This is a genomic window from Jannaschia pagri, assembly GCF_019655435.1.
Taxonomy (GTDB): domain Bacteria; phylum Pseudomonadota; class Alphaproteobacteria; order Rhodobacterales; family Rhodobacteraceae; genus Jannaschia; species Jannaschia pagri.
On record NZ_BPFH01000002.1, the window covers coordinates 78,934 to 92,616 of the forward strand.

A 13,683-nucleotide genomic window follows, 5' to 3' on the forward strand; every position below is an offset into this window, starting at 1 on the left:
CGCTTACATTGCGATTGGTCGAAAGCCTGCTAAGGACACCCCATGGACGGCCCTCCTCCCCCACGTGTTCCAACCCTGGCCGATGTCGCCGCCCGCGCGGGTGTGTCAACGGCGACGGTCTCCCGCTGCCTGAATGCGCCCGACCGGGTGCAAAAGGATACGCGGGACCGCATCTTAGAGGCGGTGAAACACCTGGGCTATTCGCCGAACTTTGGCGCCCGCGCCTTGGCGGCCAAGCGTACGGACACCATCGGCGCAATCATCCCGACCATGGACAATTCGATCTTCGCGCGCGGTCTGCAAGCCTTTCAGACAGCGTTGGTCGACCACGGCATGACGCTGCTGCTGGCGTCGTCGTCTTACCGTCGCGACTTAGAAGAGACGCAGATCCGCACCCTGGTGGCGCGCGGTGCCGATGGCCTTTTATTGATCGGCCATGATCGGGACCCAGCCCTCTATGATTTTCTTGCGCGCCACACCGTTCCGGTGCTGGTGTCCTGGGTGTTCGACCCAACGCAGCCCCGCCCCTCCGTAGGCTTCGACAACAGGCAGGCGATGGCGGAGATGACCCACAGAGTGCTCGCACAGGGGCATCGTCGGCTGGCGACCATCTCTGGCTATACCAGCGACAACGACCGCACCCGGGACCGTGTCGCCGGGGTCCGGGACGCCATGGCGGAGGTGCCAGACTGCGCGCCGCTCAACGTGGTAGAGACCCGGTATGGCATCGAGACGGGCGCCCGCGCCTTTGCGCAGATCTTGGCGAAGACCCCAGAGACGACAGCGGTCATATGCGGCAACGATCTCCTCGCCCTGGGCGCCATGCGGCAAGCCCGCACCATGGGGTTGCGCGTCCCACAGGACATATCGATCACAGGGTTCGACGATATGGAGATTGCCGTGATCGCGGACCCGCCCCTCACGACGGTGCGCGTCCCCCACGGGGATATGGGCCGCCAAGCCGCCTCGATGCTGACAGAAATGGTCCGCTCCGGCACGACACCCGACACGGTTGCCCTCCCCTGCGAGATCATGGAACGCGGCTCCCTCGGCCCCGCGCCGCGCTCTTAGAACAGCCTAGACAAGACACCTTAGGCCTACGGCGCGCCGCCGATCTCCCATCGTTGCACCAGACACGCGTGACATACCGACATCAGGCAACGGGCGCCCAGAGAAACCGGATGGGACAACTCCCGTTTCGATGTTCCCCAAATATGCCGTCGCGCCCGATGCACTAAGCCTGTCCGTAGATCGAAGGCTCCCAGCACCCTCCCGACCCGCCTCACCCTGAACCCCAAGCGCTTCGCCGGACCAATGCGCCCGCAACCGCAGAGGTTATTGCAAAGCATCCGAGGCCGGAGTAAACACATCTCGAATACGTATTCAAACCCACAGAAGGGCCGTTGCCATGCCGATCGAATACCTGAAGCGCGGGAAGTCCGCGGGCGAGCGTTTGGAGGATGATGCCCGCACGTCCGACATCGTTGCCGGGACGCTTCGGGACATCGAGGCCCGTGGCGATACCGCCGTGCGGGAATTAGCGGTGAAGTTCGACGGCTACGACCGCGAGACCTATCGCCTGACCGAAGCGGAAATCGAGGCGATCATCGCCAAGGTCTCGGACCAGGACATGGCCGACATCCGGTTCGCCCAAGATCAGGTTCGCGCCTTTGCCCAGATTCAGCGTGACAGCATGACGGACGTGGAGGTTGAGACCCAGCCCGGCGTCATCCTGGGGCACAAGAACATCCCCGTCCAATCGGTGGGCTGTTACGTCCCCGGCGGCAAGTTTCCGATGGTTGCCTCCGCCCATATGTCCGTGGCCACGGCCAGCGTGGCGGGCGTGCCGCGCATCGTGGCCTGTACCCCGCCGTTCAATGGCGAACCGAACCCCGCCGTGATTGCCGCCATGCATCTGGGCGGCGCCCATGAGATCTATGTGCTAGGTGGTATCCAGGCGGTGGGCGCCATGGCCATCGGAACGGAAACCATTGATCCAGTGCACCTCCTGGTTGGGCCGGGCAACGCATTTGTCGCCGAGGCCAAGCGCCAGTTGTTCGGTCGTGTGGGCATCGACCTTTTCGCTGGACCGACTGAAACCATGGTCATCGCAGACGAAACCGTGGACGCCGAACTCTGCGCGACGGACCTGCTGGGACAGGCGGAGCATGGCTACAACAGCCCCTGCGTCCTGCTGACCAACTCCCGCAAACTGGCCGAAGACACCCAGATCGAGATCGAGCGTCTGCTGACGATCCTTCCGACCGCCGACACAGCCCGCACAAGCTGGCGCGACTACGGCGAGGTCATCCTCTGCGACACCTACGAAGAGATGCTGAGCGTGGCCGACGATATCGCCTCGGAGCATGTCCAGGTCATGACCGACCGCGACGATTGGTTCCTAGAGCATATGACCTGCTACGGCGCGCTCTTCCTGGGGCCGCGCACCAACGTGGCCAACGGCGACAAGGTGATCGGCACCAACCATACCCTGCCAACGAAAAAGGCGGGGCGGTACACCGGCGGGCTCTGGGTCGGCAAGTTCTTGAAGACCCACAGCTATCAAAAGATCCTGACCGACGAGGCCGCGGCAGAGATGGGCGCCTATGGCTCTCGCCTGTGCATGTTGGAAGGGTTCGTGGGCCACGCCGAGCAATGCAACATCCGCGTCCGTAGGTACGGGCGACGGAATGTCCCCTACGGACAGGCCGTCCCCCATAAGGCCGCTGCCGAATAACATCCCCCGCGCGGGTGATGGCGGGGGACCGGCCCTCCATCACACGCGTCCCCTCCTGGCGCCCCAGCCGCCGCCACCGGCGCCAGGTCCACGTCAGGAGAATGACATGCTGCAAACGACCCCAGACATCGACGCCCGCATCGTTCGATATGGCGCCCTGCGCCCATGCAAGACGGCCTTCATCGACGCCCACACCCCGGGCTCCGATCAAAAGGAAAACTTCACCATCATCGGGGGCGGCGTATCCGAAAGCCCCGATCAGCATGTGCATATCGCGGACACGCCGGGCTTCAACATCGGCGCGGCGGGCCAGCCGCCCAAGTGTCGCAATTCCCTCCATTCCCATCGCACCGCCGAGGTGTTCTTCGTGCTCAAGGGGCGCTGGCGGTTCTTTTGGGGTCGCTGGGGCACCGCGGGAAGTGTGATCCTGGAGGAAGGGGACATCTTCAACATCCCCACCGGGATCTTTCGCGGGTTCGAAAACGTGGGCACCGACTATGGAATGATCATGGCAATCCTGGGCGGTGACGATGCAGGCGGCGGTGTCATCTGGGCGCCCCAGGTGATCGAAGATGCCCAGGCCCATGGCTTGATCCTCGGGGAGAACGGGCGCCTCTATGACAGCAAACGGGGCGAGGCCTTGCCCGACGACGTGGCGCCCATGCCGCTCTTGTCCGAGGCGGAGCTGGCCAACTTCCCCGAGCCGCGCGCGGCGGACGTCATCCCTGGCTATGTCGCCCGCTACCAAGATCTGATGGCCCTGGCCGCCGATGGTCCCGCCGCTGTGATCGGGCCGAATGGCTGCCTGCGCGACCGGCCAGGGTTCGAGGTCGAGTTCCTGACCCGTGGCTCCCTGCCGGACACGCGCGCCGTCGCCGAAAAACACGTGGTTCTGATGCCCATGCGCGGCCATTGGCACCTGAGCCTGGATGGCGCAGACCGCCATCTGAACCCGGGCGACACCTGTTTGATCAAACCGGGCGAGGGCTATGCCTTGACCCCGTCCATGACCGGCGAGGCCAGCCTGTACCGTATCACGGAAACGGACGATCCGGCCGGTCCGACCGTCGTCTGAGGGGGAACGGTCGGGTAGAAATCTACGGCTGACATCAGCTTTACGGGATCAACGCGACGCCGTCCAAGGCCAGGGCCCTGGCGGCTGGGTGAGCGGCGCACAACAGCGGAAGGCGTCCATCAAAGTCGGTCGCAAAGCCTGCCCCAGACATGACACCCGACCCCGACGGCGCGCTCACGCCGTCGGATCGAACCCATAGAGCCAATCATAGCGCCGCAGCAGCGCCCCAGGCGATACGCGACCGACCGCGCGGAGGACGGCATGGGCCGCCATCTTCGGCACCCCGGTCAGGTGATAGCTACGGGCATTTCCCGCTGCAGCCGCCAGGGCGCGTGTGACCCTGTCCCGGCGCGCGCGCTCATAGGCGGCGGGGTCTTCGACCATCCGCGCGAGAGCCCAGGCATCCTCCAGGGCCAGATTAGCCCCTTGGGCGAGAAAGGGCAGCGTCGGATGCGCCGCGTCCCCGATCAGCGTGCAGGCCCCCCGGGTCCAGCGCGGCAAGGCGCCGTGATCCATCAGCCCCCAAAGGTTGACCGTCTCGACCCGGCTCAGCAGCTCACGGATTGGCGCCGCATAGCCATCGAAGGCCCGCCGTAGATTGGATGGATCATCGGTCTGGGACCACCCCGCTGCGGTCCAGGCCGACCGCTCCTCCACCGCGACGATGTTGAGCAGACGCCCGTCGCGCAACGGGTACAGGACCATGTGTCGACCGGGCCCCACGTGAACTTGCGCTTCGGGCGGCCAACCATCCACAGGGACGAGCGCCCGCCACGCAACTTGCCCGGTGAACCGCTGGGGATGATCCGGCGCCACGAACCCGCGGCTTGCCCCACGCACCCCATCCGCCCCGATGAGGCGTCGCGCCGAGCGGCGCGTGCCGTCGTCAAAGACCAGGTCTGCGTCACCCTCGATCTGCGTAACCTGAGCCCGCAGAGTCAGCGTGACACCATCGAGCTTGCGCGCCAGAGCCTCGATAAGGTCCGCACGGTGGACCAAGCGAAACCCGGGGCCGAGCGGCATCCGCACGAGGGATCGGCCCGATGGTCCATCAATCAAATGCACGGCTTGGCTGTCGATGCCCGGCACCTCGATGCCCAGAGCGCGCAGGACCCGCATACCGTTGGGCGCGATCTGCAACCCAGCGCCCACCTCTGTGAGGGCGGGCGCCTGCTCAATCACCTCAACCGACCGGGAGGCCCGGGTACAGGCCACGGCCGCCGCAAGACCGGCAATCCCCGCCCCTAAGATCGTGACATCGGCATCCATGGCGCAGATATGGCGCGACCAGGATGGAACGGCCAGTGAGATTTGCGTGGACGCAGCCACTGCAAGCCACGAAAAAACCGCCGACGCAGGCCTGCGCGGCGGTCTTTCCAAAAGGCCGGTTCCGTCACAAGACGTGGCCACAAACCTATCGGTGAAACACGCCCCTCAGACGGAAGTGACGTCAGTCGTCGCGATGGACCTTCTCGCGCCGCTCATGACGCTCCTGCGCCTCCAGCGACAGGGTCGCGATGGGACGGGCGTCCAAGCGCTTCAGCGAAATCGGCTCACCGGTCATTTCGCAATAGCCGTATTCGCCCTCGTCGATCCGGCGCAGGGCCGAGTCGATCTTTGCAATCAACTTGCGCTGACGGTCCCGCGTTCGCAGTTCCAGCGCGCGGTCGGTCTCCTCGGAGGCGCGGTCGGCAATGTCCGGAATGTTGCGGGCCGCGTCTTGCAGACCCTCAATGGTCGTGGCCGTCTCATCCAGCAGATCGGCCTTCCAAGCCAACAGCTTACGACGGAAATACTCGACCTGGCGGTCGTTCATGAACGGTTCGTCCTCGGCGGGGATGTAATCGTTCGGAAGAAAGGTCTCAGCCTTCATACTGCGCTCCCTCGCGGCGGGGTGCCTGGCCAGATGATCCAAGAAGGATCTGGTCCGGTCCCGTTGTGTCATAGCCGCCGATTACATCAGCCCTGGCCACTTGTCACGCCCCCTTGACGGTTTGGTTGCACACCTGTGAACGACTGCTAGGGTGCCGACGGATTGATTACGGTACGGAGACAACCATGCGTTTTGACGGCACCAAGGACTATGTGGCGACCGAAGACTTGGCCGTTGCCGTCAATGCCGCCATCACCTTGCAACGCCCTTTGCTGGTGAAAGGGGAGCCTGGGACGGGCAAAACAGAACTGGCCCGACAGGTGGCCAAGGGCCTGGGTGTTCCGATGTTGGAATGGGCCGTCAAATCAACCACCCGGGCGCAGCAGGGGCTCTACGAATATGACGCCGTATCGCGACTCCGCGACAGCCAGTTGGGCGACGACCGCGTCCACGACATCGGCAATTACATCCGCCGGGGCAAGCTGTGGCAGGCCTTCGATGCGGAGGAACGGGTCGTTCTGTTGATCGACGAGATCGACAAGGCCGACATCGAGTTTCCCAACGACCTGTTGCAGGAACTCGATAAGATGGAGTTCCACGTCTACGAGACCGGTGAGACCATCCGCGCCCGTCATCGCCCGATCGTCATCATCACGTCCAACAACGAAAAAGAGCTCCCCGACGCCTTCCTGCGCCGGTGCTTCTTTCACTACATCCGCTTCCCCGAGATGGAGACGCTGAAGCAGATCGTCGAGGTCCATCATCCCGGAATCCAACAGGCCTTGCTGACCACAGCGTTGACGCAATTCTACCAAGTGCGGGAGCAACAGGGGCTGAAGAAAAAACCCTCGACCTCCGAAGTGCTCGATTGGCTTAAGCTGCTTTTGGCGGAGGATCTGACGGCAGAGGATCTTAAGTCTGAGACGGGTAGCGCCCTCCCACGGCTGCACGGCGCCCTTTTGAAGAACGAGGCGGACGTGCATCTGTTCGAACGGTTGGCCTTCATGGCGCGGGGCGGTCGCTGAGGCCAATATACCGTCACCGGGATTGGTATGGGCGGCGGGCGTTCTGACGAACCGGTCCCGCCTGTCCCCCCTATGACATGCGGGATCACCCGGCTACGGTCCGACCAAAGTCCCGTCCGCATGCCCCTGTGCCCTAAGGAACACCAGCCGATGTATTACACCGAGACCGCCGACATCCGCATCGGCGACGCAACAGTCAAACTGCCCCAAGGCATCGAAGGACGGATCGGCGGAGCGTGGAACAATGGCCGCTTCTATGAAGCTGGCTTGTTGGAAGATGTGCGTCAGGTGAACCGCGCGGGGACCTATGTGGACGCGGGGATGAACAACGGCAATCACACCCTGTTCTTCGCCGCCTGTTGCCCCTCGACCCAGGTGCTGGGGTTTGAGCCCTATCCGATCTACATCGACCGGGCCTATGAGCTGTTCCAAATCAACGATGCCATGCGCAAGATCCGGGTGATGTCCTGCGCCTTGGGCGCCGCGCCGGGGACGGTCGATCTCCATATCCGCAACCGCCGCACGTCTTCGCCGCGCATGCGCCTCGATGACCTGGCGCTCACGGACACGGCTGTTCTCAAGATCGACGTCGAGGGGATGGAACGGCAAGTCTTGGAGGGGGCGGAAGCGACCATCCGGGATCAGAAGCCCCATCTCTATGTGGAGATCTTCGATCAAACCTTCGATGAGACCGCCGCCTATATCGAAGCCTTCGGCTACAAGCGCGGGCGCAAGTTCGGCAGCACCCCGACCTATTCGTTCATTCCAATCTGACCGGCGGATGGCATCCGCCTGGGCGGCGCCAGCCGTGGTGCCTTGGCACCGCTCTATCCGGTGCGAACAGCGCGCAGCCGGATAGGGCCGTCCCTGGCCTTTTCGAAGACTGCCGAAAACCCGAACGGACTCCACTGACATTGGGACCGACCCCTGAAAAACGCTCAGCGGCTTGGGGACCTACCCCCTCGGCTTATACACCTGATCCTCCGTCGGAAACGCCCGGTTGCGCACGTCTTCGGCGTATCGACCCACGGCGCCTTCGATCTGACCCAACAGATCCCCGTAGACCTTCACGAATTTCGGCGGTGTCGGGTTGAGCCCCAGCATGTCCTCCAGCACGAGGATCTGACCGTCGCAGTGCACGCTGGCCCCGATGCCAATTGTCGGAATGGCGATCTCTTGGGTGATCTCGGCGGCCAAGGGCTCGACCATCCCTTCCAGCACCAGAGCAAAAGCACCGGCCTCGGCCACGGCGGCAGCATCGGCCTTATGGGCGCCCCAGGTCTCCGCATCATGCCCTTGGGTCTTAAAGCCGCCCATGACGTGGCTCGACTGCGGGGTCAGACCGATATGGGCCATCACGGGAATGCCGCGCTCCACCAAGAAGCGAATGGTCTCGGCCATGCGGGCGCCCCCTTCCAGCTTGACCGCCCCGCAGCCGGTTTCTTTCATGATCTCGGCGGCATTGCGAAAGGCGACTTGGGGGCTTTCCTCGTAGGTGCCAAAGGGCATATCCACCACGACCAGGGCCCGACGCGTGCCCCGCACCACCGCGCGCCCATGCATCATCATCAGGTCCAGGCTCACGCCCACCGTTGTCTCCATCCCGTGCATGACCATGCCAAGGCTGTCACCCACAAGAATGAAATCCGCGTGGGCATCCACGATGGCCGCCGTATGGGCGTGGTAAGAGGTGAGCGACACAATCGGCGCCCCACCCTTTCGCGCCATGATCTGGGGCACCGTGATACGGCGGATGGGCTTTCTGGGATCTGTGCTCATGACGGCCTCCTGCGGGTGGTCGGACGCCGGTCTAGGCAGCTGGGGCCGCACGTCAAGTTCGGCTAAGGTCGGGATACGGCTCGCGCGCCTCTGCCCGACCTCGCCAGCGATGGCCACAAAGGGCCGGACAGCGCAGGGTGTCGTACAACCGACGACCATAGACAATTGCCGCACGCCCCGACCGGGTCGCGCGCTGTCTGCCCAACTCCCGCCACATTGCCTTCCTAGTGTCGCGGTAAAGAAGACAAATCAGGCGGATTACCATGGGTGCGGATACAGTCACGCTCCGGGCCATAGGGCCCGCGGACCGGGCCGTCTGGACACCTCTTTGGCGCGCCTACTTGGCGTTCTACGACACCGTGCTGCCGACAGACGCCTATGACGCGGCCTTTGCACAGCTTCTCTCTGATGATCCGGCGGCATTCCGGGGCTTTCTAGCCTGGCGGGGCGACACCGCCCTCGGCCTCGTCCATTACGTGATGCACCCGCACATGTGGCAGCCCGCCGGGACCTGCTACCTGCAGGATCTCTACACAGCCCCCGAGGCGCGGGGACAGGGCATCGCCCGCCGCTTGATCGACGCGGTCTCCGCCGCAGCGAAGACCCAGGGCGTGGCCAGCGTCTATTGGATGACCCAGCAGGACAACGCTACCGCCCGGCGCCTCTATGATCGGGTCGGGACACTGACGCCGTTCATCAAATACATGCGGACCCTGCCCTGATGTTGCGGGTGCTGACCCTCTTGGCGGCCACGGCCCTGGCCTCCTGCACGCCGTCTGCGCCACCGTCGGAGCCCGCAGCCACCCGCGCCGCCGTCGTCACGGCGCAGCAAAGCCTTCCCGCGCCCCGGCGCTTTTCCGGCCGCCCCGCGCTCCGCACGCCGGTGCAACCGAACGGCCAATTGGCGCGGGACTTCATGGCGCTCACCTTCCAACTGGAAACCGGGCGCGCCCTGCCCGTTTTCACGCGGTTCGAAGGTCCCGTCACCGTGGCCGTCGAAGGGAATGCACCCACCTCCCTGACCCGCGATCTCGACGATCTGCTGACGCGCCTGCGCCGCGAAGCCGGGATCGATATCTCACGGGCCGGTCGGGGCGAGGCTGCCTCCATCACCATTACCGCGCTGCCCCGCGCCACCCTCCAGGCCGAGGTGCCCGGGGCGGCGTGTTTCGTGGTGCCCCGCGTCAGCGGCTGGCGCGACTACCTGGGCAAGCGCACGGGCCCCGCCATCGACTGGACCACCCTCAGACAACGCACCCGGGCGAGCATCTTCCTGCCGTCCGACGTCAGCGCCCAGGAGATTCGGGATTGCCTGCACGAGGAATTGGCCCAAGCGCTTGGGCCGCTCAACGACCTCTACCGCCTCCCCCATTCGGTCTTCAACGACGACAATATCCACGTGGTGCTGACCGACTATGACATGACGCTGCTGCGCGCGACCTATGACCCGGCACTGCGGTCGGGCATGACACAGCAGAGCGTCGCCAAGATCCTTCCTCAGATCCTGGCGCGCGTGAACCCGAAGGGCCGCACCGCAGATCGCGCTCCCATCCTCCCCAGCGGGACGGCCTGGACCTCGGCAATCCGCGCAGCGCTCAGCCCTGCGGGCAGCGACCGCACCCGACTGGCCGCCGCGCAAAACGCCGTCACCCTGGCCGAAAGCGCTGGTTGGCGCGACAACCGCTTGCCGTCCGCGCATTTGGCCCTGGGGCGCGCAGCGCTGCCCTTGGATGGGGATCTGGCGATTGACGCCCTTTTGACAGCGGGCAGTGGGTTTCGCGACTTGTATGGCGACGGCATCCACGCAGCCCATGCCGCGCAGCAATTGGCAGCCTTCGCCCTGACCACCGGCCAACCGGACGGCACCCTGCGCATCGTGGATCGCGCCATCCCGGCCGCCGATGATGCGCAAAACCCGAGCGTTCTGGCGACCCTCCTGCTCCTGCGGGCGGAGGCGATGGATCTGCAAGGCAACCCATCGGACGCCGCCCGCACCCGGCGCGAGGGGCTGGCGTGGGGACGCACCGCTTGGGGGGACAGCGCCCTCATGCGCCGCGACGCTGAAATCCGCAGCCTCGCCCCAGGCGCCTGACGCCCACCCCCTTCGATGTTCCACAAATATGCCGGGGGGGCTCGCATCGCGAGCGGGGGCTGGCCCCCACCCGGCGCGACGCAAAAAGCAGCGCTGCAGTAAACGACACAGCGCAGCGGTTCTGCACGGGGCGGCTTGCGACCCTTGGCACATCCCCCTAAATCACGACCATGCTACCGCTTATCACAGCCGCCCTTGGGGCCATCGCCGGTGTCTTTCATGTCCGTCGCAAGAACGGCAATGGCTTCGATATGGCGCAATATGCCGCCGTCTGGGCGGTGATGGGGGGGCTCCTCGGCCTCATCGCGTCGATCTTGATCGTGCGGCTTTAGGCATGTTCCTGCGCTTCTTCGAAGCGTTGCGCGGCGCGGGCGTCCCGGTCTCCCTGCGCGAACATCTGGCCTTTCTGGACGCGATGGCCGCGAACTTGGTCACGTACGATGTGGAGGGGTTCTACCATCTGGCGCGCACCTGCCTCGTGAAAGACGAGCGTCACATCGACCGCTTCGACCGGGCCTTTGCGACGACGTTTGAGGGGCTTGAGCAGATCTCAACGCAGGAGATCCTAGAGGCCATGGACCTGCCCGCCGACTGGCTGGAAAAACAGGCCGAAAAGCACCTCTCGCCGGAAGAGCGCGCCGAAATCGAAGCCTTGGGCGGGTTCGATAAGCTGATGGAGACGCTAAAGGAGCGTCTCAAAGAACAGGAGGGGCGCCACCAAGGCGGCTCCAAGTGGATCGGCACGGCGGGCACGAGCCCGTTTGGCGCCTATGGCTACAACCCCGAAGGCATTCGCATCGGCCAAGACCGCTCACGCCACCAAAGGGCGGTCAAGGTCTGGGACAAGCGCGAATTTCGCAACCTCGACGACCAGGTCGAACTGGGGACGCGCAACATCAAGGTCGCGCTGAAGCGCCTGCGCGCTTGGGCCCGGGACGGCGCGGTCGACGAATTGGACCTGGACGACACGATCCGCTCCACGGCGAAGGCAGGCTATCTGGACGTCAAAACCCGACCCGAACGGCGCAACGCGGCCAAGGTTCTCCTGTTCCTGGACGTGGGCGGCTCCATGGACCCGCACGTGAAGGTCGTGGAGGAATTGTTCTCCGCCGCGCGTTCAGAGTTTCGGACCTGCGAGTATTTCTACTTCCACAATTGCCTCTACGAAGGCGTGTGGCGCGACAACCGTCGCCGTTGGAACGCGGTCACGCCCACGCGGGAGGTGCTCAATACCTACGGGCCGGATTACCGCTGTATCTTCGTTGGGGACGCCTCCATGTCGCCCTATGAAATCGCCTACCCCGGCGGCGCGAACGAACACTGGAACGAAGAAGCGGGCCAAGTCTGGCTGGAGCGGGCGCGGGAGCAGTGGGCCGCTCACCTCTGGATCAACCCGCTGCCCGAAGCCCATTGGCCCCACACCCATTCCATTCGCATGATCCGAGAGATCTTTGAGGATCGCATGGTCCCCATGACCCTCGATGGATTGTCCCGTGGCATGCGACTGTTGACGCGCTGATCCCAGATCGGGCGACGCAGGCGGGCGGGCCCCCGCCCTACCGCTGACAGACGCCAATCACAGGCGGCAGGCGATCGCCGAAACCGTCAATGCAGCCACCACTGGCAAAGAGATCCTGGCCAAGCGGCACCGCCCCCACCGTTCGATCACCACCTCGGGTCCAGCGACCCCGGCATGCCGAGCGTGTGGCGCCATATCCGCAAGGGGACGCAGATCCCCGCGCCCGGCATTCCAGAACCACTCCTCAGAGAGGTGAATCGGGGCCTCGACCAACGCGGCGCGCAGGCATCCCATGACCCGTGGCGGGGTCAGCCCTTCTTCGGCCAAGACCTCGGCGGCGGCCAGCAGAAGACAGGCGCCCCCGCCGCCGGGATGGCACCGCGCAATCGCGGCGCGCCGGAATAGGATCGCCTCCGCAGGTGGGGCCTCGGGCGCTGCCTGCCCTAGAATGTTCAGAAACTGGCGCTCCCAAAGGTGTGCATCAGTCATCTCTTGTCTCCAATCTGGACGGCCCAAACCGGGCCTTCACCATCTCATCAAACACATCGTACAACCTGCCCCGCTCCTGCGCCGACAGGTCCGGCGAAATCACGGGCAATCCCACAAACGCGGCGTAATCAATCCGCGACAGGTCCCGGGCCAGGGGTTCCGACAGATCGAACCGCCGCATGTAGAGACCTGCCATGAGGTCCATGCGCCGGGTGTCTGTTTCACGCAGGAGCCGGTCAACTCCGTCGTGGGTTTCCGCCAGATGGCGAATGCCTGCTTCGAGGGACATGTCCAACGCTAGGATCGTTCGCGTCAGTTCGGTGATATCCTGTTCCGTCATCTCATTGAATGCAAAGCGAGATGTAGGGGCATCGGTCTGAACGGCAATCCACCGCTCAGTGACTGCCAACACAAAGGCGTCGTGGTCGGCAAAGTGGTGGTAGAACGACCCCTTCGTCTTGCCCGCCGCCGCACAAATGGCGTCCAGGCGCAGCGCTTCGGGGCCATCGGCGCAGAGGCGGGCCAACGCCAAGTCCAGCCAACCGGTCCGGGACAATCGGGCTGGGGCGGAGCGAGTAACGTCCCCAGCCTCTGGTGTGGCCCGGGTCATCGCATCACACCCACGACGGCCAGAGCGGTTACGGGAACGAACAACCAACCCTGGGGCAAAACCGCAAACGGAAGGCGGCGCCCGATCTGAAGTCCGATTCCGACTGCCGTGAGGCCGCCAGACAGGACCAACCCAGCCCAAGCGAGGATCACCTCACCTGACACCGCTGCCCAGGCGAACAGACCGGTCAAGAACAGCAGAACGAAGCTCGTCATATGCCAGACCAGCAAGGCCGTTTCGCGCACGACCGTGTCCATCGGTGCGGCGCGCAGAGGGGCAGCCACCTGTGCGCCGCCCGCGAAAATATGCACGAGCGCCCAAAGTCCCGACAAAAGACTGGCGGCGATGAACATCCCAACGCCCTTCCTACGACGATGCGGCTCTACTCCCCAAAATATACCATATGGTATGGTACGCAATCGGCATCCGTTTTGAAGGCGTCAGATCGTCACCTCCCTTGGCGTGGCGCCCGGTACGTCCCATA

Annotated in this window: 15 protein-coding genes; 9 read left to right on the forward strand and 6 right to left on the reverse strand. The window is 64.5% G+C overall.

Annotation, left to right across the window (positions count from 1 at the left end; genetic code table 11):
* The first annotated feature begins 42 nt into the window (after nt 1–42).
* The 3 genes from K5R33_RS05210 (at nt 43) to K5R33_RS05220 (ending at nt 3,812) form a co-directional block, all read left to right on the forward strand.
* Nucleotides 43–1,071: a LacI family DNA-binding transcriptional regulator gene (locus tag K5R33_RS05210; RefSeq protein WP_220747959.1), complete on the forward strand. Its 1,029-nt coding sequence runs from the start codon at nt 43–45 to the stop codon at nt 1,069–1,071.
* A 337-nt stretch (nt 1,072–1,408) separates the two neighbouring features.
* Nucleotides 1,409–2,737 carry a histidinol dehydrogenase gene (hisD, locus tag K5R33_RS05215; RefSeq protein ID WP_220747960.1) on the forward strand — a complete coding sequence of 443 codons (1,329 nt, stop codon included), beginning with the start codon at nt 1,409–1,411 and terminating at the stop codon, nt 2,735–2,737.
* 106 nt (nt 2,738–2,843) lie between these two features.
* Nucleotides 2,844–3,812: a cupin domain-containing protein gene (locus K5R33_RS05220; RefSeq protein WP_220747961.1), complete on the forward strand. Its 969-nt coding sequence runs from the start codon at nt 2,844–2,846 to the stop codon at nt 3,810–3,812.
* Nucleotides 3,813–3,986: 174 nt separating this feature from the next.
* Here K5R33_RS05220 and K5R33_RS05225 read toward each other — a convergent pair whose 3' ends face one another.
* Entirely contained in the window at nt 3,987–5,141 is a 1,155-nt protein-coding gene (locus K5R33_RS05225) for an FAD-dependent monooxygenase (RefSeq protein ID WP_255588422.1), read from the reverse strand.
* Nucleotides 5,142–5,262: 121 nt separating this feature from the next.
* Nucleotides 5,263–5,685, reverse strand: a complete 423-nt coding sequence (gene dksA, locus K5R33_RS05230; protein WP_220747962.1) for an RNA polymerase-binding protein DksA — start codon at nt 5,683–5,685, stop codon at nt 5,263–5,265.
* Nucleotides 5,686–5,870: 185 nt separating this feature from the next.
* On the opposite strand from dksA, the gene K5R33_RS05235 reads away from it, so the two are divergent.
* Both K5R33_RS05235 and K5R33_RS05240 read left to right on the forward strand, forming a co-directional pair.
* Nucleotides 5,871–6,710 carry an AAA family ATPase gene (locus K5R33_RS05235; RefSeq protein WP_220747963.1) on the forward strand — a complete coding sequence of 280 codons (840 nt, stop codon included), beginning with the start codon at nt 5,871–5,873 and terminating at the stop codon, nt 6,708–6,710.
* Between the two features lie 150 nt (nt 6,711–6,860).
* Nucleotides 6,861–7,484 (forward strand): FkbM family methyltransferase, encoded by a 624-nt coding sequence (locus K5R33_RS05240; protein ID WP_220747964.1) that lies wholly within the window; start codon nt 6,861–6,863, stop codon nt 7,482–7,484.
* A 180-nt stretch (nt 7,485–7,664) separates the two neighbouring features.
* Here K5R33_RS05240 and panB read toward each other — a convergent pair whose 3' ends face one another.
* Complete coding sequence (panB, locus tag K5R33_RS05245; protein WP_220747965.1) at nt 7,665–8,489, reverse strand: 3-methyl-2-oxobutanoate hydroxymethyltransferase; 825 nt, start codon at nt 8,487–8,489, stop codon at nt 7,665–7,667.
* A gap of 263 nt (nt 8,490–8,752) precedes the next feature.
* Between panB and K5R33_RS05250 the strand changes: the two genes are divergently transcribed.
* The 4 genes from K5R33_RS05250 to K5R33_RS05265 all read left to right on the forward strand — a co-directional run bounded on the left by K5R33_RS05250 (nt 8,753) and on the right by K5R33_RS05265 (nt 12,100).
* Nucleotides 8,753–9,211 (forward strand): GNAT family N-acetyltransferase, encoded by a 459-nt coding sequence (locus tag K5R33_RS05250; RefSeq protein WP_220747966.1) that lies wholly within the window; start codon nt 8,753–8,755, stop codon nt 9,209–9,211.
* Nucleotides 9,211–10,581, forward strand: coding sequence for a DUF2927 domain-containing protein (locus tag K5R33_RS05255; protein ID WP_220747967.1), 1,371 nt, complete (start codon nt 9,211–9,213; stop codon nt 10,579–10,581). The genes K5R33_RS05250 and K5R33_RS05255 overlap by 1 nt, the downstream gene beginning before the upstream one ends.
* Before the next feature lie 170 nt (nt 10,582–10,751).
* Nucleotides 10,752–10,913, forward strand: coding sequence for a hypothetical protein (locus K5R33_RS05260; protein WP_220747968.1), 162 nt, complete (start codon nt 10,752–10,754; stop codon nt 10,911–10,913).
* Nucleotides 10,914–10,915: 2 nt separating this feature from the next.
* Nucleotides 10,916–12,100 (forward strand): vWA domain-containing protein, encoded by a 1,185-nt coding sequence (locus tag K5R33_RS05265; protein WP_220747969.1) that lies wholly within the window; start codon nt 10,916–10,918, stop codon nt 12,098–12,100.
* A 57-nt stretch (nt 12,101–12,157) separates the two neighbouring features.
* Here K5R33_RS05265 and K5R33_RS05270 read toward each other — a convergent pair whose 3' ends face one another.
* Genes K5R33_RS05270 through K5R33_RS05280 form a run of 3 tightly spaced genes read right to left on the reverse strand, consistent with a single transcriptional unit; the run spans nt 12,158 to nt 13,552 of the window.
* On the reverse strand, nt 12,158–12,589 hold the full coding sequence (locus K5R33_RS05270; protein ID WP_220747970.1) for a hypothetical protein: 432 nt from the start codon (nt 12,587–12,589) through the stop codon (nt 12,158–12,160).
* Nucleotides 12,582–13,199, reverse strand: coding sequence for a TetR/AcrR family transcriptional regulator (locus K5R33_RS05275; RefSeq protein WP_220747971.1), 618 nt, complete (start codon nt 13,197–13,199; stop codon nt 12,582–12,584). The genes K5R33_RS05270 and K5R33_RS05275 overlap by 8 nt, the downstream gene beginning before the upstream one ends.
* Nucleotides 13,196–13,552, reverse strand: coding sequence for a hypothetical protein (locus K5R33_RS05280; protein ID WP_220747972.1), 357 nt, complete (start codon nt 13,550–13,552; stop codon nt 13,196–13,198). Before K5R33_RS05280 ends, K5R33_RS05275 begins: the two co-directional genes overlap by 4 nt.
* Between the last annotated feature and the right edge of the window lie 131 nt (nt 13,553–13,683).

Coding starts and splice junctions, on each gene's coding strand:
- K5R33_RS05210 (WP_220747959.1), top strand. CDS start 43: ATGGACGGCCCTCCTCCCCCACGTGTTCCAACCCTGGCCGATGTCGCC.
- hisD (WP_220747960.1), top strand. CDS start 1,409: ATGCCGATCGAATACCTGAAGCGCGGGAAGTCCGCGGGCGAGCGTTTG.
- K5R33_RS05220 (WP_220747961.1), top strand. CDS start 2,844: ATGCTGCAAACGACCCCAGACATCGACGCCCGCATCGTTCGATATGGC.
- dksA (WP_220747962.1), bottom strand. CDS start 5,685: ATGAAGGCTGAGACCTTTCTTCCGAACGATTACATCCCCGCCGAGGAC.
- K5R33_RS05235 (WP_220747963.1), top strand. CDS start 5,871: ATGCGTTTTGACGGCACCAAGGACTATGTGGCGACCGAAGACTTGGCC.
- K5R33_RS05240 (WP_220747964.1), top strand. CDS start 6,861: ATGTATTACACCGAGACCGCCGACATCCGCATCGGCGACGCAACAGTC.
- panB (WP_220747965.1), bottom strand. CDS start 8,489: ATGAGCACAGATCCCAGAAAGCCCATCCGCCGTATCACGGTGCCCCAG.
- K5R33_RS05250 (WP_220747966.1), top strand. CDS start 8,753: ATGGGTGCGGATACAGTCACGCTCCGGGCCATAGGGCCCGCGGACCGG.
- K5R33_RS05255 (WP_220747967.1), top strand. CDS start 9,211: ATGTTGCGGGTGCTGACCCTCTTGGCGGCCACGGCCCTGGCCTCCTGC.
- K5R33_RS05260 (WP_220747968.1), top strand. CDS start 10,752: ATGCTACCGCTTATCACAGCCGCCCTTGGGGCCATCGCCGGTGTCTTT.
- K5R33_RS05265 (WP_220747969.1), top strand. CDS start 10,916: ATGTTCCTGCGCTTCTTCGAAGCGTTGCGCGGCGCGGGCGTCCCGGTC.
- K5R33_RS05270 (WP_220747970.1), bottom strand. CDS start 12,589: ATGACTGATGCACACCTTTGGGAGCGCCAGTTTCTGAACATTCTAGGG.
- K5R33_RS05275 (WP_220747971.1), bottom strand. CDS start 13,199: ATGACCCGGGCCACACCAGAGGCTGGGGACGTTACTCGCTCCGCCCCA.
- K5R33_RS05280 (WP_220747972.1), bottom strand. CDS start 13,552: ATGTTCATCGCCGCCAGTCTTTTGTCGGGACTTTGGGCGCTCGTGCAT.